The 18,612-nt window shown below is 68.5% G+C and carries 18 protein-coding genes and 2 pseudogenes; 12 read left to right on the plus strand and 8 right to left on the minus strand.

What is annotated here, in order from left to right; translation table 11 throughout:
- Positions 1-104: 104 nt before the first annotated feature.
- From tolQ to pal, 5 genes are all read left to right on the plus strand, one after another.
- Entirely contained in the window at positions 105-806 is a 702-nt protein-coding gene (gene tolQ, locus AC1RUS_RS21560) for a protein TolQ (protein WP_492918677.1), read from the plus strand.
- 4 nt (positions 807-810) lie between these two features.
- On the plus strand, positions 811-1,329 hold the full coding sequence (locus AC1RUS_RS21565; RefSeq protein WP_492918678.1) for an ExbD/TolR family protein: 519 nt from the start codon (positions 811-813) through the stop codon (positions 1,327-1,329).
- Positions 1,330-1,336: 7 nt separating this feature from the next.
- A complete protein-coding gene (gene tolA / locus AC1RUS_RS21570) occupies positions 1,337-2,152 on the plus strand; it encodes a cell envelope integrity protein TolA (protein WP_492918679.1) in 816 nt (271 codons plus the stop codon).
- A 20-nt stretch (positions 2,153-2,172) separates the two neighbouring features.
- Positions 2,173-3,468 (plus strand): Tol-Pal system beta propeller repeat protein TolB, encoded by a 1,296-nt coding sequence (gene tolB / locus AC1RUS_RS21575; RefSeq protein WP_492918680.1) that lies wholly within the window; start codon positions 2,173-2,175, stop codon positions 3,466-3,468.
- Between the two features lie 215 nt (positions 3,469-3,683).
- Positions 3,684-4,247, plus strand: coding sequence for a peptidoglycan-associated lipoprotein Pal (gene pal, locus AC1RUS_RS21580; protein WP_492918681.1), 564 nt, complete (start codon positions 3,684-3,686; stop codon positions 4,245-4,247).
- 37 nt (positions 4,248-4,284) lie between these two features.
- On the opposite strand, the pseudogene AC1RUS_RS21585 reads toward pal, so the two are convergent.
- Positions 4,285-4,365 (minus strand): annotated as a pseudogene (locus AC1RUS_RS21585) (hypothetical protein); the annotation flags it as partial.
- 82 nt (positions 4,366-4,447) lie between these two features.
- Between AC1RUS_RS21585 and ybgF the strand changes: the two are divergent.
- The 3 genes from ybgF to ftsH all read left to right on the plus strand — a co-directional run bounded on the left by ybgF (position 4,448) and on the right by ftsH (position 8,461).
- A complete protein-coding gene (ybgF, locus tag AC1RUS_RS21590) occupies positions 4,448-5,293 on the plus strand; it encodes a tol-pal system protein YbgF (RefSeq protein ID WP_492918682.1) in 846 nt (281 codons plus the stop codon).
- Positions 5,284-6,513: a tRNA lysidine(34) synthetase TilS gene (gene tilS, locus AC1RUS_RS21595; RefSeq protein WP_492918683.1), complete on the plus strand. Its 1,230-nt coding sequence runs from the start codon at positions 5,284-5,286 to the stop codon at positions 6,511-6,513. The genes ybgF and tilS overlap by 10 nt, the downstream gene beginning before the upstream one ends.
- A 76-nt stretch (positions 6,514-6,589) precedes the next feature.
- Positions 6,590-8,461, plus strand: coding sequence for an ATP-dependent zinc metalloprotease FtsH (gene ftsH / locus AC1RUS_RS21600; protein WP_492918684.1), 1,872 nt, complete (start codon positions 6,590-6,592; stop codon positions 8,459-8,461).
- Here ftsH and AC1RUS_RS21605 read toward each other — a convergent pair.
- Positions 8,458-8,676: pseudogene (locus AC1RUS_RS21605) on the minus strand (hypothetical protein); the annotation flags it as partial. The gene ftsH and the pseudogene AC1RUS_RS21605 sit on opposite strands and share 4 nt — an antisense overlap.
- Before the next feature lie 22 nt (positions 8,677-8,698).
- Between AC1RUS_RS21605 and folP the strand changes: the two are divergent.
- The gene (gene folP / locus AC1RUS_RS21610) at positions 8,699-9,550 is read left to right on the plus strand and encodes a dihydropteroate synthase (protein WP_492918685.1); all 852 of its coding nucleotides are present in this window, start codon (positions 8,699-8,701) and stop codon (positions 9,548-9,550) included.
- Positions 9,551-10,113: 563 nt separating this feature from the next.
- Positions 10,114-10,851: a hypothetical protein gene (locus AC1RUS_RS21615; RefSeq protein WP_492918686.1), complete on the plus strand. Its 738-nt coding sequence runs from the start codon at positions 10,114-10,116 to the stop codon at positions 10,849-10,851.
- Here the strand turns inward: AC1RUS_RS21615 and AC1RUS_RS21620 are convergent.
- The 5 genes from AC1RUS_RS21620 to AC1RUS_RS21640 all read right to left on the minus strand — a co-directional run bounded on the left by AC1RUS_RS21620 (position 10,786) and on the right by AC1RUS_RS21640 (position 15,161).
- Positions 10,786-11,232 (minus strand): VanZ family protein, encoded by a 447-nt coding sequence (locus tag AC1RUS_RS21620; RefSeq protein ID WP_492918687.1) that lies wholly within the window; start codon positions 11,230-11,232, stop codon positions 10,786-10,788. The two genes, AC1RUS_RS21615 and AC1RUS_RS21620, sit on opposite strands and share 66 nt — an antisense overlap.
- Positions 11,233-11,306: 74 nt before the next feature.
- Positions 11,307-12,884, minus strand: coding sequence for a phosphoglycerate dehydrogenase (serA, locus tag AC1RUS_RS21625; RefSeq protein WP_492918688.1), 1,578 nt, complete (start codon positions 12,882-12,884; stop codon positions 11,307-11,309).
- 141 nt (positions 12,885-13,025) lie between these two features.
- Positions 13,026-14,198 (minus strand): phosphoserine transaminase, encoded by a 1,173-nt coding sequence (locus AC1RUS_RS21630; RefSeq protein ID WP_492918689.1) that lies wholly within the window; start codon positions 14,196-14,198, stop codon positions 13,026-13,028.
- A gap of 135 nt (positions 14,199-14,333) precedes the next feature.
- Positions 14,334-14,759 carry a hypothetical protein gene (locus tag AC1RUS_RS21635; RefSeq protein WP_492918690.1) on the minus strand — a complete coding sequence of 142 codons (426 nt, stop codon included), beginning with the start codon at positions 14,757-14,759 and terminating at the stop codon, positions 14,334-14,336.
- Between the two features lie 57 nt (positions 14,760-14,816).
- Complete coding sequence (locus AC1RUS_RS21640; protein ID WP_492918691.1) at positions 14,817-15,161, minus strand: hypothetical protein; 345 nt, start codon at positions 15,159-15,161, stop codon at positions 14,817-14,819.
- A gap of 166 nt (positions 15,162-15,327) precedes the next feature.
- Between AC1RUS_RS21640 and AC1RUS_RS21645 the strand changes: the two genes are divergently transcribed.
- Positions 15,328-17,214 (plus strand): ATP-binding protein, encoded by a 1,887-nt coding sequence (locus AC1RUS_RS21645; RefSeq protein WP_492918692.1) that lies wholly within the window; start codon positions 15,328-15,330, stop codon positions 17,212-17,214.
- Between the two features lie 125 nt (positions 17,215-17,339).
- On the plus strand, positions 17,340-17,705 hold the full coding sequence (locus AC1RUS_RS21650; protein WP_492918693.1) for a hypothetical protein: 366 nt from the start codon (positions 17,340-17,342) through the stop codon (positions 17,703-17,705).
- Positions 17,706-17,718: 13 nt separating this feature from the next.
- Here the strand turns inward: AC1RUS_RS21650 and AC1RUS_RS21655 are convergent, their stop codons facing one another.
- Positions 17,719-18,540 (minus strand): PhzF family phenazine biosynthesis protein, encoded by an 822-nt coding sequence (locus AC1RUS_RS21655; RefSeq protein ID WP_492918694.1) that lies wholly within the window; start codon positions 18,538-18,540, stop codon positions 17,719-17,721.
- Positions 18,541-18,612 lie beyond the last annotated feature (72 nt).

An 18,612-nucleotide genomic window follows, 5' to 3' on the forward strand; every position in this document is an offset into this window, starting at 1 on the left:
AACAACATCCCCCGACGATTGTCATAGTTTCACCAAAGCGCCGCTTCATGCCAGTAAGGCGCTACACCTCAGTACTGACGCCCGATACGGAGCAGGATTCCCGCATGGACGCCGCAGCAGCCGCCCCCGCCAATTTCTCGTTCGTCGCCCTGTTCATGCAGGCCGACTGGGTCGTCAAAGGGGTGATGGTCGGCCTGATCCTCGCCTCGCTGGGCTCGTGGGCGGTGATCTTCGACAAGCTGTTCCGTTTCTCGGCCCTGAACAGCGCCGCCGATCGCTTCGAGGGCCAGGTCAGCCAGGGCCGGTCGCTGGAGGAGGTGGCCGGCGAGGCCGGCGCCAATCCGCGCCATCCGCTGCCGCGCATGCTGCAGGCGGCCCTGAAGGAATGGCGCGACGCCAAGAGCCGGGGCGTGATCAACGAGAACCAGGCCGCTTTCCTGATCCAGCGCATCGATCGGATCATGGACACCATGATCGCCCGCGAGAGCGCGAAGGTCGAAGAGGGCCTGGGCAGCCTGGCCATCGTCGCCACCGCCAGCCCGTTCATCGGCCTGTTCGGCACCGTCTGGGGCATCATGCACGCCTTCCAGAACATCGCGATCCAGAAGAACACCTCGCTGGCCGTCGTGGCCCCGTCGATCGCCGAGGCGCTGTTCGCCACCGCCATCGGCCTGGTCGCAGCCATCCCGGCCTACATCGCCTACAACAAGTTCTCGACCGACGCGGGCAAGTATTCGGGCCGCCTCGAGGGCTTCGCCGACGACCTCTCCACCGCGATCCAGCGTCGCCTGGCCGAGAAGGTCTGACCCGATGGCCATGTCCGCCAACGACGCCTTCGCCACCGGCGGCCGTCGCGGCCGTCGTCGCGGCCGCCGCGGCAAGGGCGCCCTGTCCGAGATCAACGTCACCCCGCTGGTCGACGTGATGCTGGTGCTGCTGATCATCTTCATGATCAGCGCCCCGCTGCTGACCGCCGGCGTGCCGCTGGAGCTGCCCAAGACCGAGGCCGCCGCCCTGCAGAACCAGCAGGAGCCGATCACGGTGTCGATCCGCGCCGACGGCCACATCTTCGTGGGCGAGACCGAGGTCGCGTTCGAGAACCTGGCCCCGCGCATCACCGCCATCGCCGGCGACGGCTATGACAAGCCGCTGTTCGTGCGCGCCGACGGCAAGGCCACCTACGCCATCGTCGCCCAGACCATGGCCGCCCTGTCCAACGCCGGCTTCGGCAAGATCAACCTGATCACCGAGACGGGCGGCCCGTCCTCGGGCGCGGTGCCTCGCGACGCCCAGCCCGAGGGCTCGGGCGACCTGCGGCCCGCGCAATAGGCCGCGCATGAGCCAATCCAGAGACCCCGGATTCTCGCCCGCCCTGATCGGGTCGGTCGCCTTTCACGGACTGGTGGCGGCCGCGATCCTGATCGGCTGGCCGTGGAAGACGCCCAAGCCGATCACCCTGGGCGAGAGCGTGCCTGTGACCATCGTCACCGAGGGGCCGACCAATGTCCGGCCGGCCGAGGAAGCGCCGGTCGAGCAGACGGCCCAGGTCGAGGAGCCCACGCCCGAGGCGACGCCGCAGCCGCCGGCGCCCGTTCCCGCGCCCAAGCCGACGCCCGCCCCGACGCCGCCGGCCAAGGCTCCGCCGCCGCCGACGCCCAAGCCCAGCCCGCAACCCACGCCGGCCAAGCCGACGCCCGCCAAGCCCAAGGAGGACTTCTTCGCCTCCCTGGAAGCCTCGCTGGCCAAGACCAAGAAGTCGACCGGCAAGCCCACGGCCAACGCCGCCAAGGGGCCGGCCCGGCAGGAGACCTCGGTCTCGGCCCGACCCGCCGCCGGCGCGGCCACCGGCCTGTCGGCCGCCGCGCTCGGCCGCCTGCAGGGCGAGGTCCAGGACCGCTGGAATCCCAACTGCGAGGTCGAGGGCGGCGCCAACGTCAATGTGCGGGTGGTCTTCGTGATCGGCCCGGGCGGCCGCGTGGTCGGCCAGCCGGAGTCGCCGGGCACGTCGTCGCCGGATCCCGTGGTCAAGGCCGCGTCCGATCGGGCGGTTCGCGCGTTGCTACAGGCCTCGCCGTTCGCCTATCTGCCGTCCGACCTCTACGGTCAGAAAATCGCCCTGAACTTCAACGCTAAACAGGCTTGCTCCGGATGATGTCGCCGAAAGGAAACGTGATGCGCTTGAAGGCCTTGCTCCTGATGGTGGCCGCCCTGCTCGGCGGCGCCATGGCCTCGCCCGCCGCCGCCCAGATCGAGGTCGACATCAACGCCGGCGCGGTCAAGCCGCTGCCGATCGCGGTGCCGGCCTTCTCGGGCACGCCGCGCGGCGCCGAGATCGCCCAAGTCATCACCGGCAACCTGGAGCGCTCGGGCCTGTTCCAGCCGCTGAACGTCTCGGGCGTCGCCGACAAGCTCAACGACGTCAACGTCCAGCCGCGCTTCCCCGACTGGCAGGCCACCGGGGCCCAGGCCCTGATCAACGGCCAGGTCACGGTCGGCCCCGACGGCGGCCTGCGCGTCGACTTTCGCCTGTGGGACGTGTTCAGCCAGCAGCAGCTGCTGGGCCTGCAGTTCAGCTCCACGCCCGACAACTGGCGCCGCGTGGCCCACAAGATCAGCGACGCCGTCTATGAGCGCCTGACCGGCGAGAAGGGCTATTTCGACACCCGCGTGGCCTTCGTCGCCGAGAGCGGTCCGAAGCTGGCCCGCGTCAAGCGTCTGGCGATCATGGACCAGGACGGCGCCAACCCGCAGTTCCTGACCGACGGCTCCTACATCGTCATGACCCCGCGCTTCTCGGCCACCAGCCAGGAGCTGACCTTCATGGCCCTGCGGCCGACCGGCTCGTCGATCTACCTGCTGAACCTGGAGACCGGACGCCAGGAAACGGTCGGCAAGTTCCCGGGCATGGTGTTCGCCCCGCGCTTCTCGCCCGACGGCGCCAAGGTGGCCTTCTCGGTGGAGAAGGGCGGCAACAGCGACATCTACGTGCTGGACCTGCGCAGCCGCAGCTCGACCCGCATCACCACCGACCCGGCGATCGACACCTCGCCGTCGTTCTCGCCGGACGGATCGAAGATCGTGTTCAACTCCGACCGGGGTGGTCAGGCGCAGCTCTATGTGATGAACGCCGACGGCTCGGGCGTGCGCCGCATCTCGTACGGCGGCGGCCGCTACACGACGCCGGTCTGGAGCCCGCGCGGCGACTTCATCGCCTTCACCAAGCAGACCGGCGGCCAGTTCCACATCGGCGTCATGCGCACCGACGGCAGCGACGAGCGCCTGCTGACCACCAGCTATCTGGACGAAGGTCCGACCTGGGCCCCCAACGGCCGGGTGCTGATGTATTTCCGCGAAGTCTCCAGCGGCAATCCGCGCCTTTGGACCGTGGACATCACCGGCCGCATCCTGCGCCCGGCCGCCTATCAGGGCGCAGCGTCCGATCCGGCCTGGTCGCCGCTGCTGGACTGACCGAGGAAAACGACAATCGGTCGGGATTAGGAAACCCCGGCCGTGCGTAAGCGTTGCTGTCCCTGTTCGCCTTGCTCCGTTCGCCTTGCCCGCTCGCCTGGCAAGTGAATCAAGGTCCCGACGGGGGCATCTGACGCCATTGTGAGGTTTGGTCTGGCGTTTTCATTGTGCTGTCGAGGTCATCGGCGGCTATCCATCAGGTCCGAACCGAGGTTTTGAGGAGAAACTGGATGAACTTCGACACCAAGCGCGCCGCTAGACTGGCGCTGATCGGTTTGGCGGCCGCGTCTCTCGCCGCCTGCGCTTCGCGTCCGAAGCCCGCTGGTCCCGCTCCCGTCGGCCCGACGCCGACCGGCCCGAGCACCCCCTACACCCCGCCGACCCAGCCGCCCGTCGGCTCGAACATCCTGCCCGGTTCGGTGCAGGACTTCGTCATCAACATCGGCGAGCGCATCTATTTCGACACGGACGAATACACCGTCCGCAACGACGCCCAGCCGGTGCTGGCGGCCCAGGCCCAGTGGCTGAACCGCTACCAGGCCGTCCGCGTCCGCATCGAAGGCAACGCCGACGAACGCGGCACTCGCGAGTACAACTTGGCCCTCGGCGCTCGCCGCGCCAACGCCGTCCGTGACTTCCTGGTCGCCCAGGGCGTGTCGGGCGCGCGCATCGAGACCCTGTCGTACGGCAAGGAACGCCCGATCGACGCCGGCTCGTCGGAAGACGCCTGGGCCAAGAACCGCAACGCCCGCACCGCCATCACCGACGGCGCGCGCTAAAGCAAATCTTGTCATCCCGGAAGCCTCGCAGAGGCTATCCGGGACTCAGGGGCCACTGCATTGCGGTTGCCCCTGGGTCCCGGCTCTCCGCTTCGCTGCGGCCGGGATGACAAATTATTTTGGGGCGTGATGATCGCTGCCCTCGGTTGGCGCTTTTTCGTCGCCCCACTTTTGTCCGCAATCAGGGCATAATCGCCGACATGAAGCTGAAATCCGTCCTGTTCGCCGCCCTGCTGGCCTCGGCCGCCGTTCCGGCCCTGGCCCAGACGCCCATGCCCGAGGATCCGCTGGACGATCGCTCGGCCAAGCGCATCGAGCGCATGGAGAAGGTGGTGCGCGAGCTGCGGTCGATCGTCTTCCAGGGCCGCGACACCGGCAAGCCCGTCGTCGTGCAGCCGGCCGAGACCGACGCCCAGATCGCCAGCCTCAGCGAGCGCCTGGGCGATCTGGAGCAGACGCTGCAGAAGCTGAACGGCCAGAACGAGGTCCTGACCCACGACCTGGACCAGGCCCGCAAGGCGACCGGCGACCAGAAGGCCCGCGCCGACGCGCTGGAGACCCGCCTGGCCGCGCTGGAAAAGACGCTGGCCGACATGAACGCCGCCGCCCAGGCCCAGGCCGCGCAAGCCGCCGCCACGCCCGCGCCGCCGGCCCCGCCCGCCGACCCGGCCCTGGCCTTCAAGCAGGCCCGCCAGCTGCTGCTGGACGGCGACTACGTCAACGCCGAGGCCGCCTTCTCGGCCTATGTGAACAACTATCCCGACAACGCCAGGACGCCCGAAGCCCGCTACTGGCTGGGCGAAACCCTGTTCGTGCGCGAAGCCTATGGTGACGCGGCCGGGGCCTATCTGGGCGCCGTGCGCGGCTGGCCGCAGACTAGCTGGGCGCCCGACGCCACCCTGAAGCTGTCGCGCTCGCTGGTGGCCCTGAAGAAGCCTGCCGACGCCTGCAAGGCGCTGGACGAGCTGGGCAAGCGCTATCCCAAGGCCCCGCCGGCCGTCCTGTCGCGCGCGGCCTCGACCCGCGTCGCGGCCAAGTGCGCCTAGACAGCGTCCAGGCCGCCCTCGACCGGCGGCTCGACGCTGACAGCCTCGCCCCGGTCGTCGTCGGCTTCTCCGGCGGCGGCGACTCCCTGGCCCTGCTGCGCCTGACCCTCGCCTGGGCGAGGGCGCGCAGCCGCCCCGTGCTCAGCCTGACCGTCGACCACCAGCTGCAGCCGGCCAGCGCCGCCTGGACCCGCGACGCGGTCGCCAAGGCCGCCGCGCTCGGGGCGGACGCCCGCGCCCTGGCCTGGACCGGCGACAAGCCCGCCACGGGCCTTTCCGCCGCCGCCCGCCGCGCCCGCCACGCCCTGCTGGCCACCGCCGCCCGCGAGGCCGGCGCCAGGGTGCTGCTGCTGGGCCACACCGCCGATGACCGCGCGGAGGCCGCCGCCATGCGGGCCGAGGGCTCGACGGTGTCGGATCCGCGAGACTGGGCCCCGTCGCCGGTCTGGCCCGAGGGGCGGGGCGTGATGCTGCTGCGCCCTCTGCTCGACCAGCGCCGGGCCGAGCTGCGCGCCTGGCTGGCGGGGCAGGGCGAGACCTGGCTGGACGATCCGGCCAATGACGATCCCCGCTCGGCCCGCGCCCGGGCCCGGCAGGCGCTGGCGGGATCGGCGTCGGCGGCAACGCCCACGACCCAGATCCCGCCGCCGGCCTTCGAGGGCGACCCGCTGGGCGTCATCCAGCTTCGACGCGACGTCGCCGCCGCCCATCTCGCCGCGGCCTGCCTGTGCGCGGCGGGAACCGAGCGCCCGCCGCGCGGCGAGCGGCTGGAGCGCCTCGTCGTCCGCCTGCGCGCCGGCGAGGCTTTCACCGCCACCCTGGCCGGGGCGCGGGTCGAGGCCGAGGGCGACGCCGTCCGCGTCTTCCGCGACGCTGGCGAGACGGCGCGGGACGGCTTGGCGCCGCTGGGCCTGGCCCCGGGCGAGACCGGCGTCTGGGACGGCCGCTACGAAATCCGCGCCGCAAGCGCCCCGATTTCCGTCAAACCGCTGAAGGGCCTGGCCGCCAGCCTGCCGCCCGCGCAGCGCGCCGCCTTGAAGGCCGTCCCCGCCGCCGCACGCCCGGCCTTGCCTGCGATCATCGACGAAAGCGGGGCCGTAAGCTGTCCCATGCTGGACGGCCCGGCTTTTGCTATGAGCGATGGCGGGCTTGCAGGGCCTCTCTTTCTGGATCGGTTCAAGGCCGCGACCGGCTTCATCGACCAAGAATGCGTGACCTGACGACGCACGCGTGGCGCAAGCGCTCGCGACCCCCTATCTTGGGAGGTCGAAGGCTATCGTTGGGAAGACGACGCGTATGAATTTCAGGAACCTGGCCATCTGGCTGGTGATCGTGGCGGTGCTGGTCGGCGTGTTCGTCGTGAACCAGACCTCACACACCCAAAGCGGCGGCGAGATCAGCTATTCTCAGCTGCTCAAGAAGGTCGACGCCGGCGAGATCAAATCCGCCGACATCGCCGGCTCGGTCGTTTCGGCCAAGGACAACGGCGGCAAGGTGCTGACCGTCAATGCGCCGAACAACTCCGACGAACTGGTCAACCGCCTGGTGGCGCGCGGCGCGGACGTCAAGTTCAAGGGCGGCGGCATCAGCCTGTTCGCCATCCTGGTGAACCTGCTGCCCATCCTGCTGGTCATCGGCGTGTGGGTGTTCTTCATGCGTCAGATGCAGGGCGGGGCCAAGGGCGCCATGGGCTTTGGCAAGTCCAAGGCCCGCCTGCTGACCGAGAACAAGAACCGCGTCGTGTTCGACGACGTCGCCGGCGTGGACGAGGCCAAGGAAGAACTGCAGGAGGTCGTCGACTTCCTGAAGGATCCGGCCAAGTTCCAGCGCCTGGGCGGCAAGATCCCCAAGGGCGCGCTGCTGATCGGCCCGCCCGGCACCGGCAAGACCCTGATCGCCCGCGCCGTCGCGGGTGAGGCGGGCGTGCCGTTCTTCACGATCTCGGGGTCCGACTTCGTCGAGATGTTCGTCGGCGTCGGCGCCAGCCGCGTGCGCGACATGTTCGAGCAGGCCAAGAAGAACGCCCCCTGCATCATCTTCATCGACGAAATCGACGCTGTCGGCCGCCACCGCGGCGCCGGCCTGGGCGGCGGCAACGACGAGCGCGAGCAGACCCTCAACCAGCTGCTGGTCGAGATGGACGGCTTCGAGGCCAATGAAGGCATCATCCTGATCGCGGCCACCAACCGTCCCGACGTGCTGGACCCGGCCCTGCTGCGTCCGGGCCGCTTCGACCGCCAGGTCGTGGTGCCCAATCCGGACGTCTCGGGCCGCGAGAAGATCATCCGCGTCCACATGAAGAACGTGCCGCTGTCGGCCGACGTCGACGTGCGCACCCTGGCCCGCGGCACCCCCGGCTTCTCGGGCGCCGACCTGGCCAACCTGGTCAACGAGGCGGCCCTGACCGCCGCGCGCAAGAACCGCCGCATGGTCACCATGCACGACTTCGAGCACGCCAAGGACAAGGTGATGATGGGCGCCGAGCGCCGCTCGATGGCCATGAGCGACGCCGAGAAGAAGCTGACCGCCTATCACGAGGGCGGCCACGCCCTGGTGGCCCTGCGCGTCCCCGTCGCCGATCCGGTCCACAAGGCCACGATCGTGCCGCGCGGCCGGGCCCTGGGCATGGTCATGCAGCTTCCCGAGGGCGACCGCTACTCGATGAGCTTCGACATGATGACCTCGCGCCTGGCCATCATGATGGCCGGCCGGGTCGCCGAGGAGCTGATCTTCGGCAAGGAGAAGATCACCTCGGGCGCGTCCAGCGACATCAGCGCCGCCACCAGCCTGGCCCGGAACATGGTCACCCGCTGGGGCTTCTCCGACGAGCTGGGCACCGTGGCCTATGGCGACAACCAGGACGAGGTGTTCCTGGGTCACTCCGTAGCCCGCACCCAGAACGTCTCGCCTGAGACCATGATCAAGATCGACAGCGAGGTCCGTCGCCTGGTCAAGGGCGGCGAGGACGAGGCGCGCCGCATCCTGACCGAGGAGCTGGACAACCTGCACTCGGTGGCCAAGGCCCTGCTGGAGTTCGAGACCCTGAGCGGCGACGAGATCATCGGCGTCATGAAGGGCGTCGTCCCGGTCCGCGAGGTCGAGGACGACAAGAAGCCGGCGACCTTCGCCGCCTCGGTGCCGATCTCGCCCACGGGCGTTACGGCCTAGGGCTTTCGGGCTTTTGGAATGAGAAGAGCCGGTCCCTCGCGGGGCCGGCTTTTTCTTTGGGCGGTGGGCGGTGGGACGCCCCCTCCGTCACGATGCGTATCCGCATCGCGCCACCTCCCCCGTTTCACAGGGGAGGAGGGAGGCAGCTGATCTTCTCCTCTCCTGTGAAACGGGGGAGGTGGCATGGCGCGAATACGCGACATGACGGAGGGGGCGTCCGGCCGTAGAAGAAGACCCATGATCCACAACTCCCGCCCCCGCGTCATGGGCATCGTCAATGTCACGGCCGACAGCTTCTCGGACGGCGGCCGCTTTCTCGACGGCGGGGCGGCGCTGGATCACGCCCGCAGGCTGATCGCCGACGGCGCCGACATCCTCGACCTCGGCGGCGAGAGCACCCGCCCGGGCGCGGCGCCGGTGTCGGAGGCCGAGGAGCTGGCGCGGGTGGTCCCGCTGGTCGCGGCGATCCGCGCCGAAAGCGACATCGTTCTGTCGGTCGACACCATGAAGCCGGCCGTGGCCCGCGCCGCTGTCGCGGCGGGAGCCGATATCTGGAACGACGTCGCCGCCCTGCGTTTCGCCCCCGATGCGCCCGAGACCGCCGCCGAGCTGGGCTGCGAGCTGGTGCTGATGCACATGCTGGGCGAGCCGGGGACCATGCAGGACGCCCCGCGCTATGACGACGTCGTCGCCGAGGTCGAGGCCTTCCTGCTGGCCCGGGCCTTCACGGCCATGGCGGCCGGCGTGGCCAAGGCGAAGATCTGGCTGGATCCGGGCATCGGCTTTGGCAAGACCGTCGACCACAACCTGGCCCTGTTGGCCGCCCTGCCGCGCTTCGTGGCCCTGGGCTATCCGATCCTGCTGGGCGCCAGCCGCAAACGCTTCATCGCCGGCCTCGACGCTCAGGCCGCCGACGCCGCCGATCGCCTGGGCGGCTCCCTGGCCGCGCATCTGGCCGGCGCGGCGGCGGGCGTGGCGGCGGTTCGCGTCCACGACGTGCGCGAGACGACCCAGGCGCTGACGGTGTGGGCCGCGATCGAAGGAGCGGGGCGTGCGGGAGAAGCCCTTCCCCATAGGGAGAGGGGATAGATCGCCGTGAACACCGTGCGTTTTCAAGGTGAACCCCAACGATTTCAACGCCCTGAAACTTTCTCGCATCGCGCTTTCGAACGCACTCAGAACCACCCCCATACTCGATCTCACCTGACGGCACGGGAAGGGCGTCCGGCCGGCGACTGCGACGGCTGTCAGGGGTGATCGCGCGGGAGCGAGGATGGGGGACGTAAACCCATCCATCGGGGGAAAGCTAAAGCCCCCGCCCGTCCGAAGGTTCGCTCCGGGTCCCTCCGGAATCGGCGTGCTTGCAGCTTTCGAGCTGGGTCCGTCGCGAGGAGGACAAATCCGGGTGGGGCAAAGGGTTGAACCAGACCCGCGCGCCCCGGCCAGAGGGAAAACGGTCACGCGGAGCGTCTGTCTTCGTCGAAACGGTACTCACTATCCAATCTTCCGGGCGAGGCCCGGGCGCTCCGCGACCCCTCCCATGCCTTCAGCGGCGATCCGCGTGAAGCGGCGAAGCCGCGCGTCTGCGCCACAGGAGGCCCCGCGATGAAGTTGTGCGAAACTGACGCCCTGCCTGATTCTGCGAGCCCGACATGAATCCCGTGATCATCTTCCAGCCCGGCATGGCCGGCGATCTGCTGTTCGTTCAGAAGATCGCCAAGACCTACGCCGCCCAGGGCCGCCAGGTGATCATGCCGGTGCTGAAGCAGCACGCCTGGGTCTATGACGCCCTGGTGATGCCCGACAACATCGAGACGCCCCTGCTGGAGAGCGATTTCGAGTTCAAGGACGAGGTCCTGTTCCTGGGCGACAAGATCGCCATGAGCCCGATCGAGGGGCCCAACTACACCTATCTGTCGCTATTCTTCAGCTGGCGCTACGCCCCCGAGCAGACCATGGACCTGAAGTACCAGGTGGCCGGCATGGCGATGGACGACTGGGCCGACTATGTCGAGCTGCGGCGCGATCGGGAGAAGGAAGAGACGTTGTTCCGGCTGCTGGGCCTGGACGACGGCGAGCCCTACGCCCTGATCAACGAGACCTGCAGCAAGCGCACCATCCCGTTCCCGCACAAGGCGCCGGAGAAGGAGGTGCGGCTGCGCTATGTCGAGGGCTATTCGCTGATCGACTGGAGCACGGTGGTCGAGCGGGCCGCGCGGATCGCCTCGGTCGATACGTCCCTGGTGCTGCTGGTCGAGGTGCTGAAGATCCGCGACCGGCCGCTGCACGTGGTCTCGCGCTACGAGCCGCCCAGCTTCCGCGAGCTACAGAACGTCCTGAAGCTGGACTGGCGCTTTTACTTCCTGGCCGAGCACCTGGCCTACGCCTGACGCCGGCTCGGGCGGCGCCTGGATCTGCTCCAGGGTCAGGCCGCGCAGGATGATCGGGCCGAACATCGCGCAGATGCCGCAGGCGTCGGCCAGCAGGTCGCCCCACGAGGCGTCGCGGCCGACGAAGAACTGCAAGATTTCGATGGCCGCGCCGAAGCCCAGCAGCACCACGCCGATCCGCCAGAAGCGGCTGGCGGGCAGGGCGGCCATGCCCAGGGCGGTCAGCACGTAGAAGACCAGGAAATGCTTGGCCTTGTCCCACGGGATCAGGCCCAGGCCGCCATCATCGGGCAGCAGGGCGCGCCACAGGGTGAACAGCGCCGCCGCCGTGAAGACGACGAAGGCCAGACGGTTGACCCTGCGATTGCGAAACAGATCCATGCCCAACCTTGAAAGCGCTCGTCACCCCGGGAACAGCCAGTATGCCGCCCCGGGGTGACGAAATCGCAAAGCGCCTAGAAGGTCAGCGCGCGGGCTTCCTTGACGTGCGGCAGGGCCTGGATCTTGCCCAGCAGCTCGGCCGTCGGGGCCTGGTCGACGCCGACCAGGGCGATGGCGTCCTCGTCGGCCGAGACGCGACCCAGGTTGAAGGTGGCGATGTTGACGCCCGCCTCGCCCAGCAGCATGCCCAGCGCGCCGATGAAGCCCGGCTTGTCGAGGTTGTTGACGTACAGCATGGCCGGCGAGAAGGCCGCGTCCAGCTCCATGCCCTTGACCTCGACCACGCGCGGCGCGCCGCCGATCACCGTGCCGGCGAAGGCGCGCTTGCCCTTTTCGGTGGTGATGGTGATGCGCATCAGGCTGTCATAGGTGGGGCTGACTTCCTGGCGGCTCTCCGAGACGGTGATGCCACGCTCCTTGGCCACGGCCGGCGCGGAGACCATGTTGATCTCGGCCAGCATCGGCTTGAGGATCCCCGACAGGGCGGCCGAGGTCATCGGCTTGACGTTGAGGTTGGCGACCTCGCCCTCATAGGCGATGTCGATGGCCTTGATGCCGAAGTCGACCATCTGGCCGGCCAGGGCGCCGATCTTCTCGGCCAGGGCCACGAACGGCTTCAGCTTGGGGGCTTCTTCCGCCGTGATCGACGGGCTGTTCAGCGCGTTGGTGACGGCGCCGGTCAGCAGGTAGTCGCTCATCTGCTCGGCGACCTGCAGGGCGACGTTCTCCTGAGCTTCGTTGGTGCTGGCGCCCAGGTGCGGGGTGGCCACGACCTTATCCGAGCCGAACAGCGGGTTTTCCTTGGCCGGCTCGGTGACGAACACGTCGAAGGCCGCGCCGCCGACATGACCGTCGTCCAGCAGCTGGCGCAGGGCCACTTCATCGACCAGGCCGCCGCGGGCGCAGTTGACGATCAGCACGCCCTTCTTGGTCTTGGCCAGGTTCTCGGCCGACAGGATGTTGCGGGTCTTGTCGGTCAGCGGGGTGTGCAGGGTGATGACGTCGGCGCGGGCCAGCAGCTCTTCCAGCTCGACCTTCTCGACGCCGATCTCGACGGCGCGCTCCGGCGACAGGAACGGGTCGTAGGCGACGACCTTCATCTTCAGGCCCAGGGCGCGGTCGGCGACGATGCCGCCGATGTTGCCCGCGCCGATCAGGCCAAGCGTCTTGGCGTAGAGCTCCACGCCCATGAAGCGGTTCTTCTCCCATTTCCCCGCTTGGGTGCTGGCGTCAGCCGCCGGCAGCTGGCGGGCCAGGGCGAACATCATGGCGATGGCGTGCTCGGCCGTGGTGATCGAGTTGCCGAACGGGGTGTTCATCACCACCACGCCCTTGGCGGTGGCGGCGGGGATGTCGACATTGTCGACGCCGATGCCGGCGCGGGCGATGACCTGCAGCTTGTGGGCGGCGGCGATCACGTCCTTGTCGAGCTTGGCGCCCGAGCGGATGGCGATGCCGTCATAGTCGCCGATCACGGCGATCAGCTCGTCTTTCGACAGGCCGGTCTTGATGTCGAAGTCGACGCCGCGGTTCTTGAAGATGTCGACGGCGGCGGGGCTGAGCTTGTCAGCGATGAGGACGCGGGGAGCCATGTGCGGTGTTCCTTGCGGAGAATTGGGTGTGCGCCCTCGTCCTTCGCCAAGCTCAGGATGAGGGCTGCTGAAATGCGGCAGTCTGAAATCCTCACCCTGAGCTTGTCGAAGGGCGAGGATTTCAGCCGCAATGAGGCAGGTTTAGGCGGCGACCAGCTCGGCCGAGATCGTGGCGAACGCCCAGTCCAGCCAGGGAGTCAGGGCTTCCAGATCCGAAGCCTCGACCGTGGCGCCGCACCAGATGCGCAGGCCTGCCGGGGCGTCGCGATAGCCGCCGATGTCGAGGGCCGCGCCCTCCTTCTCGAGCAGGCTGGCCAGCTTCTTTGCGAAGTCGGCCTGGGCGTCGTCCGACAGGGCCGCGATCGTAGGATCGACGACCTTGAGGCACACCGAGGTGTTGGAGCGGATGTCCGGCGTGGCCGCCAGGAAATCGACCCACGGGGTCTTGGCCACCCAGTCGGCCAGCACGGCCAGGTTCTGGTCGGCGCGCGCTTGCATGCCGTGCAAACCGCCGATGGACGAGGCCCACTTCAGGGCGTCCAGGGCGTCTTCCACGCAGAGCATGGAGGGCGTGTTGATGGTCGCGCCCTCGAAGATGTCGAGGGAAACCTTGCCGCCCTTGGTCATGCGGAAGAGCTTGGGCATCGGCCAGGCCGGCGTGTAGCTCTCGAGGCGCGCCACGGCGCGGGGCGACAGGATCAGCACGCCGTGCGCGCCCTCGCCGCCCAGGGCCTTCTGCCAGGAGAAGGTCACGACATCGAGCTTCGTCCAGTCCAGGTCCTGGGCGAAGGCGGCGCTGGTGGCGTCGCAGATGGTGATGCCTTCACGGTCGGCCGAGATGAAGTCGGCAGTCGGAACGCGGACGCCCGAGGTCGTGCCGTTCCAGGTGAAGACCAGATCCTTGGCCGGATCGACCTTGGAGGTGTCGGGCAGCTGGCCGTACGGGGCGTCGAGCACCTCGACGTTCGGCAGCTTCAGTTGCTTGGTGACGTCCGTGACCCAATCCTTGCCGAAGGACTCGAAGGCCATCAGTTGCACGGGGCGAGCGCCCAGCATCGACCACATCGCCATTTCGACGGCGCCGGTGTCCGAGCCGGCGACGATGCCGATCAGGAAGTCGGCCGGCACTTCCAGCACTTCGCGCGTCTGGTCGATGGCGGCCTTCAGGCGCGCCTTGCCCAGCTTCGAGCGGTGCGAACGGCCCAGCACGGCGTTTCTGAGATTTTCGGGGGACCAGCCGGGGCGCTTGGCGCAGGGGCCGGAAGAGAACTCGGGACGAGCCGGGCGTTGCGCCGGCTTGGCGAGGGTAGTCATAGCGATGTCTCCCATCCTTACAGATGGACAGCGCCCCGTTGGGGGGGCGTGGCCCGCCGGCGAGAAACCGCGTTTGCGATCGAAAGGCAAGGAGAGAATTGTCGCGGCGGGCGGATATTTTCGCCTCGACGGCAATTATTTTGCGGCGCGTGTCCGCTTGCGCCACGCCAGCAGCGTGCCGACCAGGATGCAGGCCAGGACGCCTAAGGTGTCGATATTGTTGATCACCGCGTAGACGTAGTCGCGAGGTAACTCGCCGACCAGATAATAGGCATGCAGGCTGAACTGGACGGCCTGGAATAGCATCGCGCCGCCTAGCCAGGGACTGGCGTAGCGCAGCGCCAGAACTAGGAACGCCGCGCCGATCGCGCCCTCCCCGGCCAGAAGCATAAAGGCCTGCAAACCCTGCGGCGCGAACATGTGGGTCAGGAAGGCGAAGGCCGCGCCCAACAGGACGATGATGACGCCGTATCGCTCGGACACGCCCCCCTTGACCCACGCCAACGCCAGAATGGCGATCAGCACGGTCCAGCCGATAATCGGGGCGAGCGAAGTATACATGAAAAAGGCCTCTAACCGAGATTAGAGGCCTTAGGTGTTAAACTATTGCAATGTTCGTCAGCTGACGCTGCGAAGGCCCGCCGTGTCCTTGGCGGAACCACGCGTTTCCGCGGGTTTATCTTCGAAGCCGATCATCTTGGTGCGAACACCGATGCGGAGCTTCACGTCGTTCAGCTCATTGTGCATCTCGACCATGGCCGAGCGCGCTTCGCCAAGCGCGGCAAGGGCTTCGACGAGCTTGGCGCTGGCGCGATCGCCGACAACCGCCGAGAGGCCGATATCCTTGCGAGCCTTCAGCATGTCCGCCATCAGTTCGGCGGCTTCAACCATAGCTGCGTCCACCGCGTTCTCCGTCGCGAACAACTTGGTCGCGACGCGTTGTGCAACGAAAACCTTTTCCACGCCCATCTCCCGTTAAGAAACTGTCAACCAAGGTAAACGAAGTCTTAAGGGGCAGGCAATGAGAAACACGTCTTAGCGTTGTTTTGTCGCGCTCGATCCGGTCCTTGGAAGCGAAGCGTTAGGGACATGCCCGCACAATGGACGCTGGATTTCACCCGGACGGCCCATGCCTGAACCGATCCGCAATTCCGACACCCCGACGCACGCGCCGCTTCAGGCGCGGATTGCGGGGGTCGCGCTCGTCACGACGGTGATCGCGCTGATCGCCGCCTGCGCCTGTTTCATGGTGCAGCAGTGGAGCGTGGCGCGTCAGGAGGCCCGCGCCAATCACCTGGTCCTGGCCCAGATGGTCGCCGCCGGCGCCGCCGCGCCGCTGGCCGCCGGCGACGTTCAGGGCGTGCGCAACGCGCTCGAGGCCGTAGCCAAGGCTCCGCACGTAGCGGGGATCCAGATCTCGGATCTGCAGGGCAAGATCATCGCCCGGGTCGGCGAGTCGCCGCGCGACGAGGGTGTCGGCAAGGCCACCCAGACCCTGAATCGCAAGATCGTCCTGGAAGGCCGCCGAATCGGCAATCTGGCCCTGGTGGCGCGCGAGCCCCGCCTGGAGCAGATCCTGGCCCGCGACCTGGCCCTGACCGGCACCCTGTTCTTCGGCTCGGCCGGCCTGGCCATCCTGTTGGCCAACAGCCTCGCCCGTCGCATGACCCGCCCGATGCAGCGCCTGACCGAGGCCATGCAGGCCGTCGCCGCCGACGGCCGCTTCAAGCCCGTCGAGCAGACCAGCGACGACGAGGTCTTCCAGAGCCTGACCGACAGCTTCAACCACCTGGTCGCCCGGCTCGAGCACAACGACCACGACCTGCGCGGCGCCATGGCCGAGCTGGTTCGGGCCCGCGACGACGCCAACGCCGCCAACGTCCTGAAGTCCCACTTCCTGGCCAATATGAGCCACGAAATCCGCACGCCGCTGAACGGGGTGCTGGCCATGGCCGAGGTCATGGCGATGGACGACCTCAAGCCCGCCCAGCGCGAGCGCCTGTCGGTGATCCGCGAATCGGGCGGCCTGCTGCTGGCCGTGCTCAACGACGTGCTGGACCTGTCGAAGATCGAGGCCGGTCGCCTGGACCTGGCCGCCGAGGACTTCGACTTGGCCAATCTCGCGGTCTCGGTCCGCGACAGCTTCTCGGCCCAGGCGCGCGACAAGGGCCTGGCCTTCGAGGTCGCCGTGGCCCCCGAGGCCCAGGGCGTCTGGCGCGGCGACGTCGATCGCCTGCGGCAGATCCTCAACAACCTGGTCTCAAACGCCCTGAAATTCACGCTGCAGGGCGCGGTGGCCGTCCGCTTCGCCTCGGCCGAGGACGGTTCGGGCCTGCGAATCGACGTGGCCGACACCGGCATCGGCATCGCGCCCGACATCCTGCCGCGCCTGTTCGACAAGTTCGTCCAGGCCGACAGCTCCACGACGCGCCAGTTCGGCGGCTCGGGCCTGGGCCTGGCGATCTGCCGGGAGCTGGCCACCCTGATGGGCGGCGGCGTCGCCGTGCAGAGCCGCGAGGGCCAGGGCTCGACCTTCACGGTCCTGCTGGCCATGCCGCGCGGCGAAGGCGCCATGCCGGTCGCCGCTCAGGCCGAGGAGCCCGTCACCGCTTCGGCTCCGAGCCTGCGCGTGCTGGCGGCCGACGACAATCCGACCAACCAGAAGGTCATCACGGCCGTGCTGGCGCCCCTCGGCGCCGAGGTCGAGCTGGTCGCCGACGGCGCGGCCTGCGTGGAGGCCTGGAAACGCGGCGGCTGCGACATCATCCTGATGGACATCCACATGCCGGTCATGGACGGCGTCGAGGCCGCCCGCAGCATCCGCGAGCTGGAGCGGGCCGAGAACCGTCCCCGCACGCCGATCGTGGCGGTCACGGCCAACGCCTTGGCCCACCAAGTCGAGGGCTATATTGCCGCCGGCATGGACGGCCATGTCGCCAAGCCGATCGAAGTGACCAAGCTCTACGCGGCGATCGAGGCGGCCATGACCGCCGCGCGCCTCGCCGACGCGGCCTGATCGACTTTCTTCAAACCTGAACGCCAGACAACGAGCGGCTCAGAACCGCTTCAGGCTGAACGTGTTCTCTTGTCTTCAACGTCGTCAAACGGGGCGACGGAATGAGTTCAAGAGGAACCGAACCGATGAAAAAGATCATCCTGTCGATCACCGCGGTCACGGCCCTGGCGGCCGCCGCTGTCCCCGCCATGGCCTCGGCCCAATCGATCAACCAGCGCCAGGACATGCTTGAGCGCCGCATCGACCAAGGCCAGCGCAACGGCTCGCTGGACCGTCGTGAAGCCGCCCGCCTGCGGTCCGAACTGCGCGAAACCGCCCGCCTGGAGTCGCGCTATCGCCGCGGCGGCCTGAGCGGCTGGGAGCGCGCCGACCTCGACCGTCGCTTCGACCGCATCAGCGCCGCGATCCGCTACGAGCGTCACGACCGCGACTACGGCTCGGGCTATGGCCGCGACCGTGACCACCGCGACGACTACCGCCCGCGCTGGTAAGCCCTGATGCGGATCAGGCCGGCTCCAACCGGAGCCGGCTCTCCACAACCGTGAAGCCGCGGCCGCGCAGCAGAGTGCGCGCGCCGCGGTTTTCGCATTCCAGGTCCCCGCCTCGGCCGGGATAGGCCTGATGGAAGTGCAGAACCTCGCGGCCCAGCTTGTCGCCGAACAGCGGCATGAGCAGGCAGTGGGCCGAGCCGGTCGTCGGATCCTCGGCGATGCCGCAGCCCGGCGCGAAGAAGCGGCTGACCACCTGATAGGGCTGGCCGGGGTCCGCCAGGGCCGCAGCGATCACCTGGCCCGGCGCGCCCGTGGCCTCGCCGCCGATCGGCAGCACCTTGGCCGTGTCCGGGGTCAGGCCGCGCACCGTCGCCTCGTCGGCCATCACCACGATCAGATAGGCCCCGGCCCAGACCTCGACCGGCTCGGCGCCGAGCGCCTCGGCGAGACCGTCGGGGATCGAGGTCCGGTGCGGCGGATCGGCGGGGAAGTCCATTTCCAGCCGCGCGCCGTCGCGGCGCACGGTCAGCTCGCCCGACATCGTCTCGAAGGTGATCAACGGCGCGTCGACCCCCATCTCATTGAACAGCGCGTGCCCCGACGCCAAAGTGGCATGGCCGCACAGCGGCACCTCGGTGGCCGGGGTGAACCAGCGCAGGTCGAAGCGGGCCGGATCGGCGGTCTTCAGCAGGAAGGCGGTCTCGGCCTGATTGTTCTCGGCCGCCAGCGCCTGCATCCAGGACGTGGACGGCCAGGCGTCGAAGGGTTCGACCACGCAAGCGGGGTTGCCCTTGAAGGGTGCGGCGGCGAAGGCGTCGATGGTCCACTGGCGCATGGCGCAGATCCTTGAAGAGACTGACGCCGAACCAGATATTGCCGATTGATATGCGGATCAAAGATTTCATTG

The organism is Caulobacter sp. GW821-FHT10F06 (genome assembly GCF_058809215.1).

Coding starts and splice junctions, on each gene's coding strand:
- serA (WP_492918688.1), bottom strand. CDS start 12,884: ATGGCTCCCCGCGTCCTCATCGCTGACAAGCTCAGCCCCGCCGCCGTC.
- tolB (WP_492918680.1), top strand. CDS start 2,173: ATGCGCTTGAAGGCCTTGCTCCTGATGGTGGCCGCCCTGCTCGGCGGC.
- AC1RUS_RS21630 (WP_492918689.1), bottom strand. CDS start 14,198: ATGACTACCCTCGCCAAGCCGGCGCAACGCCCGGCTCGTCCCGAGTTC.
- AC1RUS_RS21615 (WP_492918686.1), top strand. CDS start 10,114: ATGAATCCCGTGATCATCTTCCAGCCCGGCATGGCCGGCGATCTGCTG.
- AC1RUS_RS21620 (WP_492918687.1), bottom strand. CDS start 11,232: ATGGATCTGTTTCGCAATCGCAGGGTCAACCGTCTGGCCTTCGTCGTC.
- folP (WP_492918685.1), top strand. CDS start 8,699: ATGATCCACAACTCCCGCCCCCGCGTCATGGGCATCGTCAATGTCACG.
- tolQ (WP_492918677.1), top strand. CDS start 105: ATGGACGCCGCAGCAGCCGCCCCCGCCAATTTCTCGTTCGTCGCCCTG.
- AC1RUS_RS21635 (WP_492918690.1), bottom strand. CDS start 14,759: ATGTATACTTCGCTCGCCCCGATTATCGGCTGGACCGTGCTGATCGCC.
- ftsH (WP_492918684.1), top strand. CDS start 6,590: ATGAATTTCAGGAACCTGGCCATCTGGCTGGTGATCGTGGCGGTGCTG.
- AC1RUS_RS21650 (WP_492918693.1), top strand. CDS start 17,340: ATGAAAAAGATCATCCTGTCGATCACCGCGGTCACGGCCCTGGCGGCC.
- AC1RUS_RS21655 (WP_492918694.1), bottom strand. CDS start 18,540: ATGCGCCAGTGGACCATCGACGCCTTCGCCGCCGCACCCTTCAAGGGC.
- tolA (WP_492918679.1), top strand. CDS start 1,337: ATGAGCCAATCCAGAGACCCCGGATTCTCGCCCGCCCTGATCGGGTCG.
- ybgF (WP_492918682.1), top strand. CDS start 4,448: ATGAAGCTGAAATCCGTCCTGTTCGCCGCCCTGCTGGCCTCGGCCGCC.
- AC1RUS_RS21645 (WP_492918692.1), top strand. CDS start 15,328: ATGCCTGAACCGATCCGCAATTCCGACACCCCGACGCACGCGCCGCTT.
- AC1RUS_RS21565 (WP_492918678.1), top strand. CDS start 811: ATGGCCATGTCCGCCAACGACGCCTTCGCCACCGGCGGCCGTCGCGGC.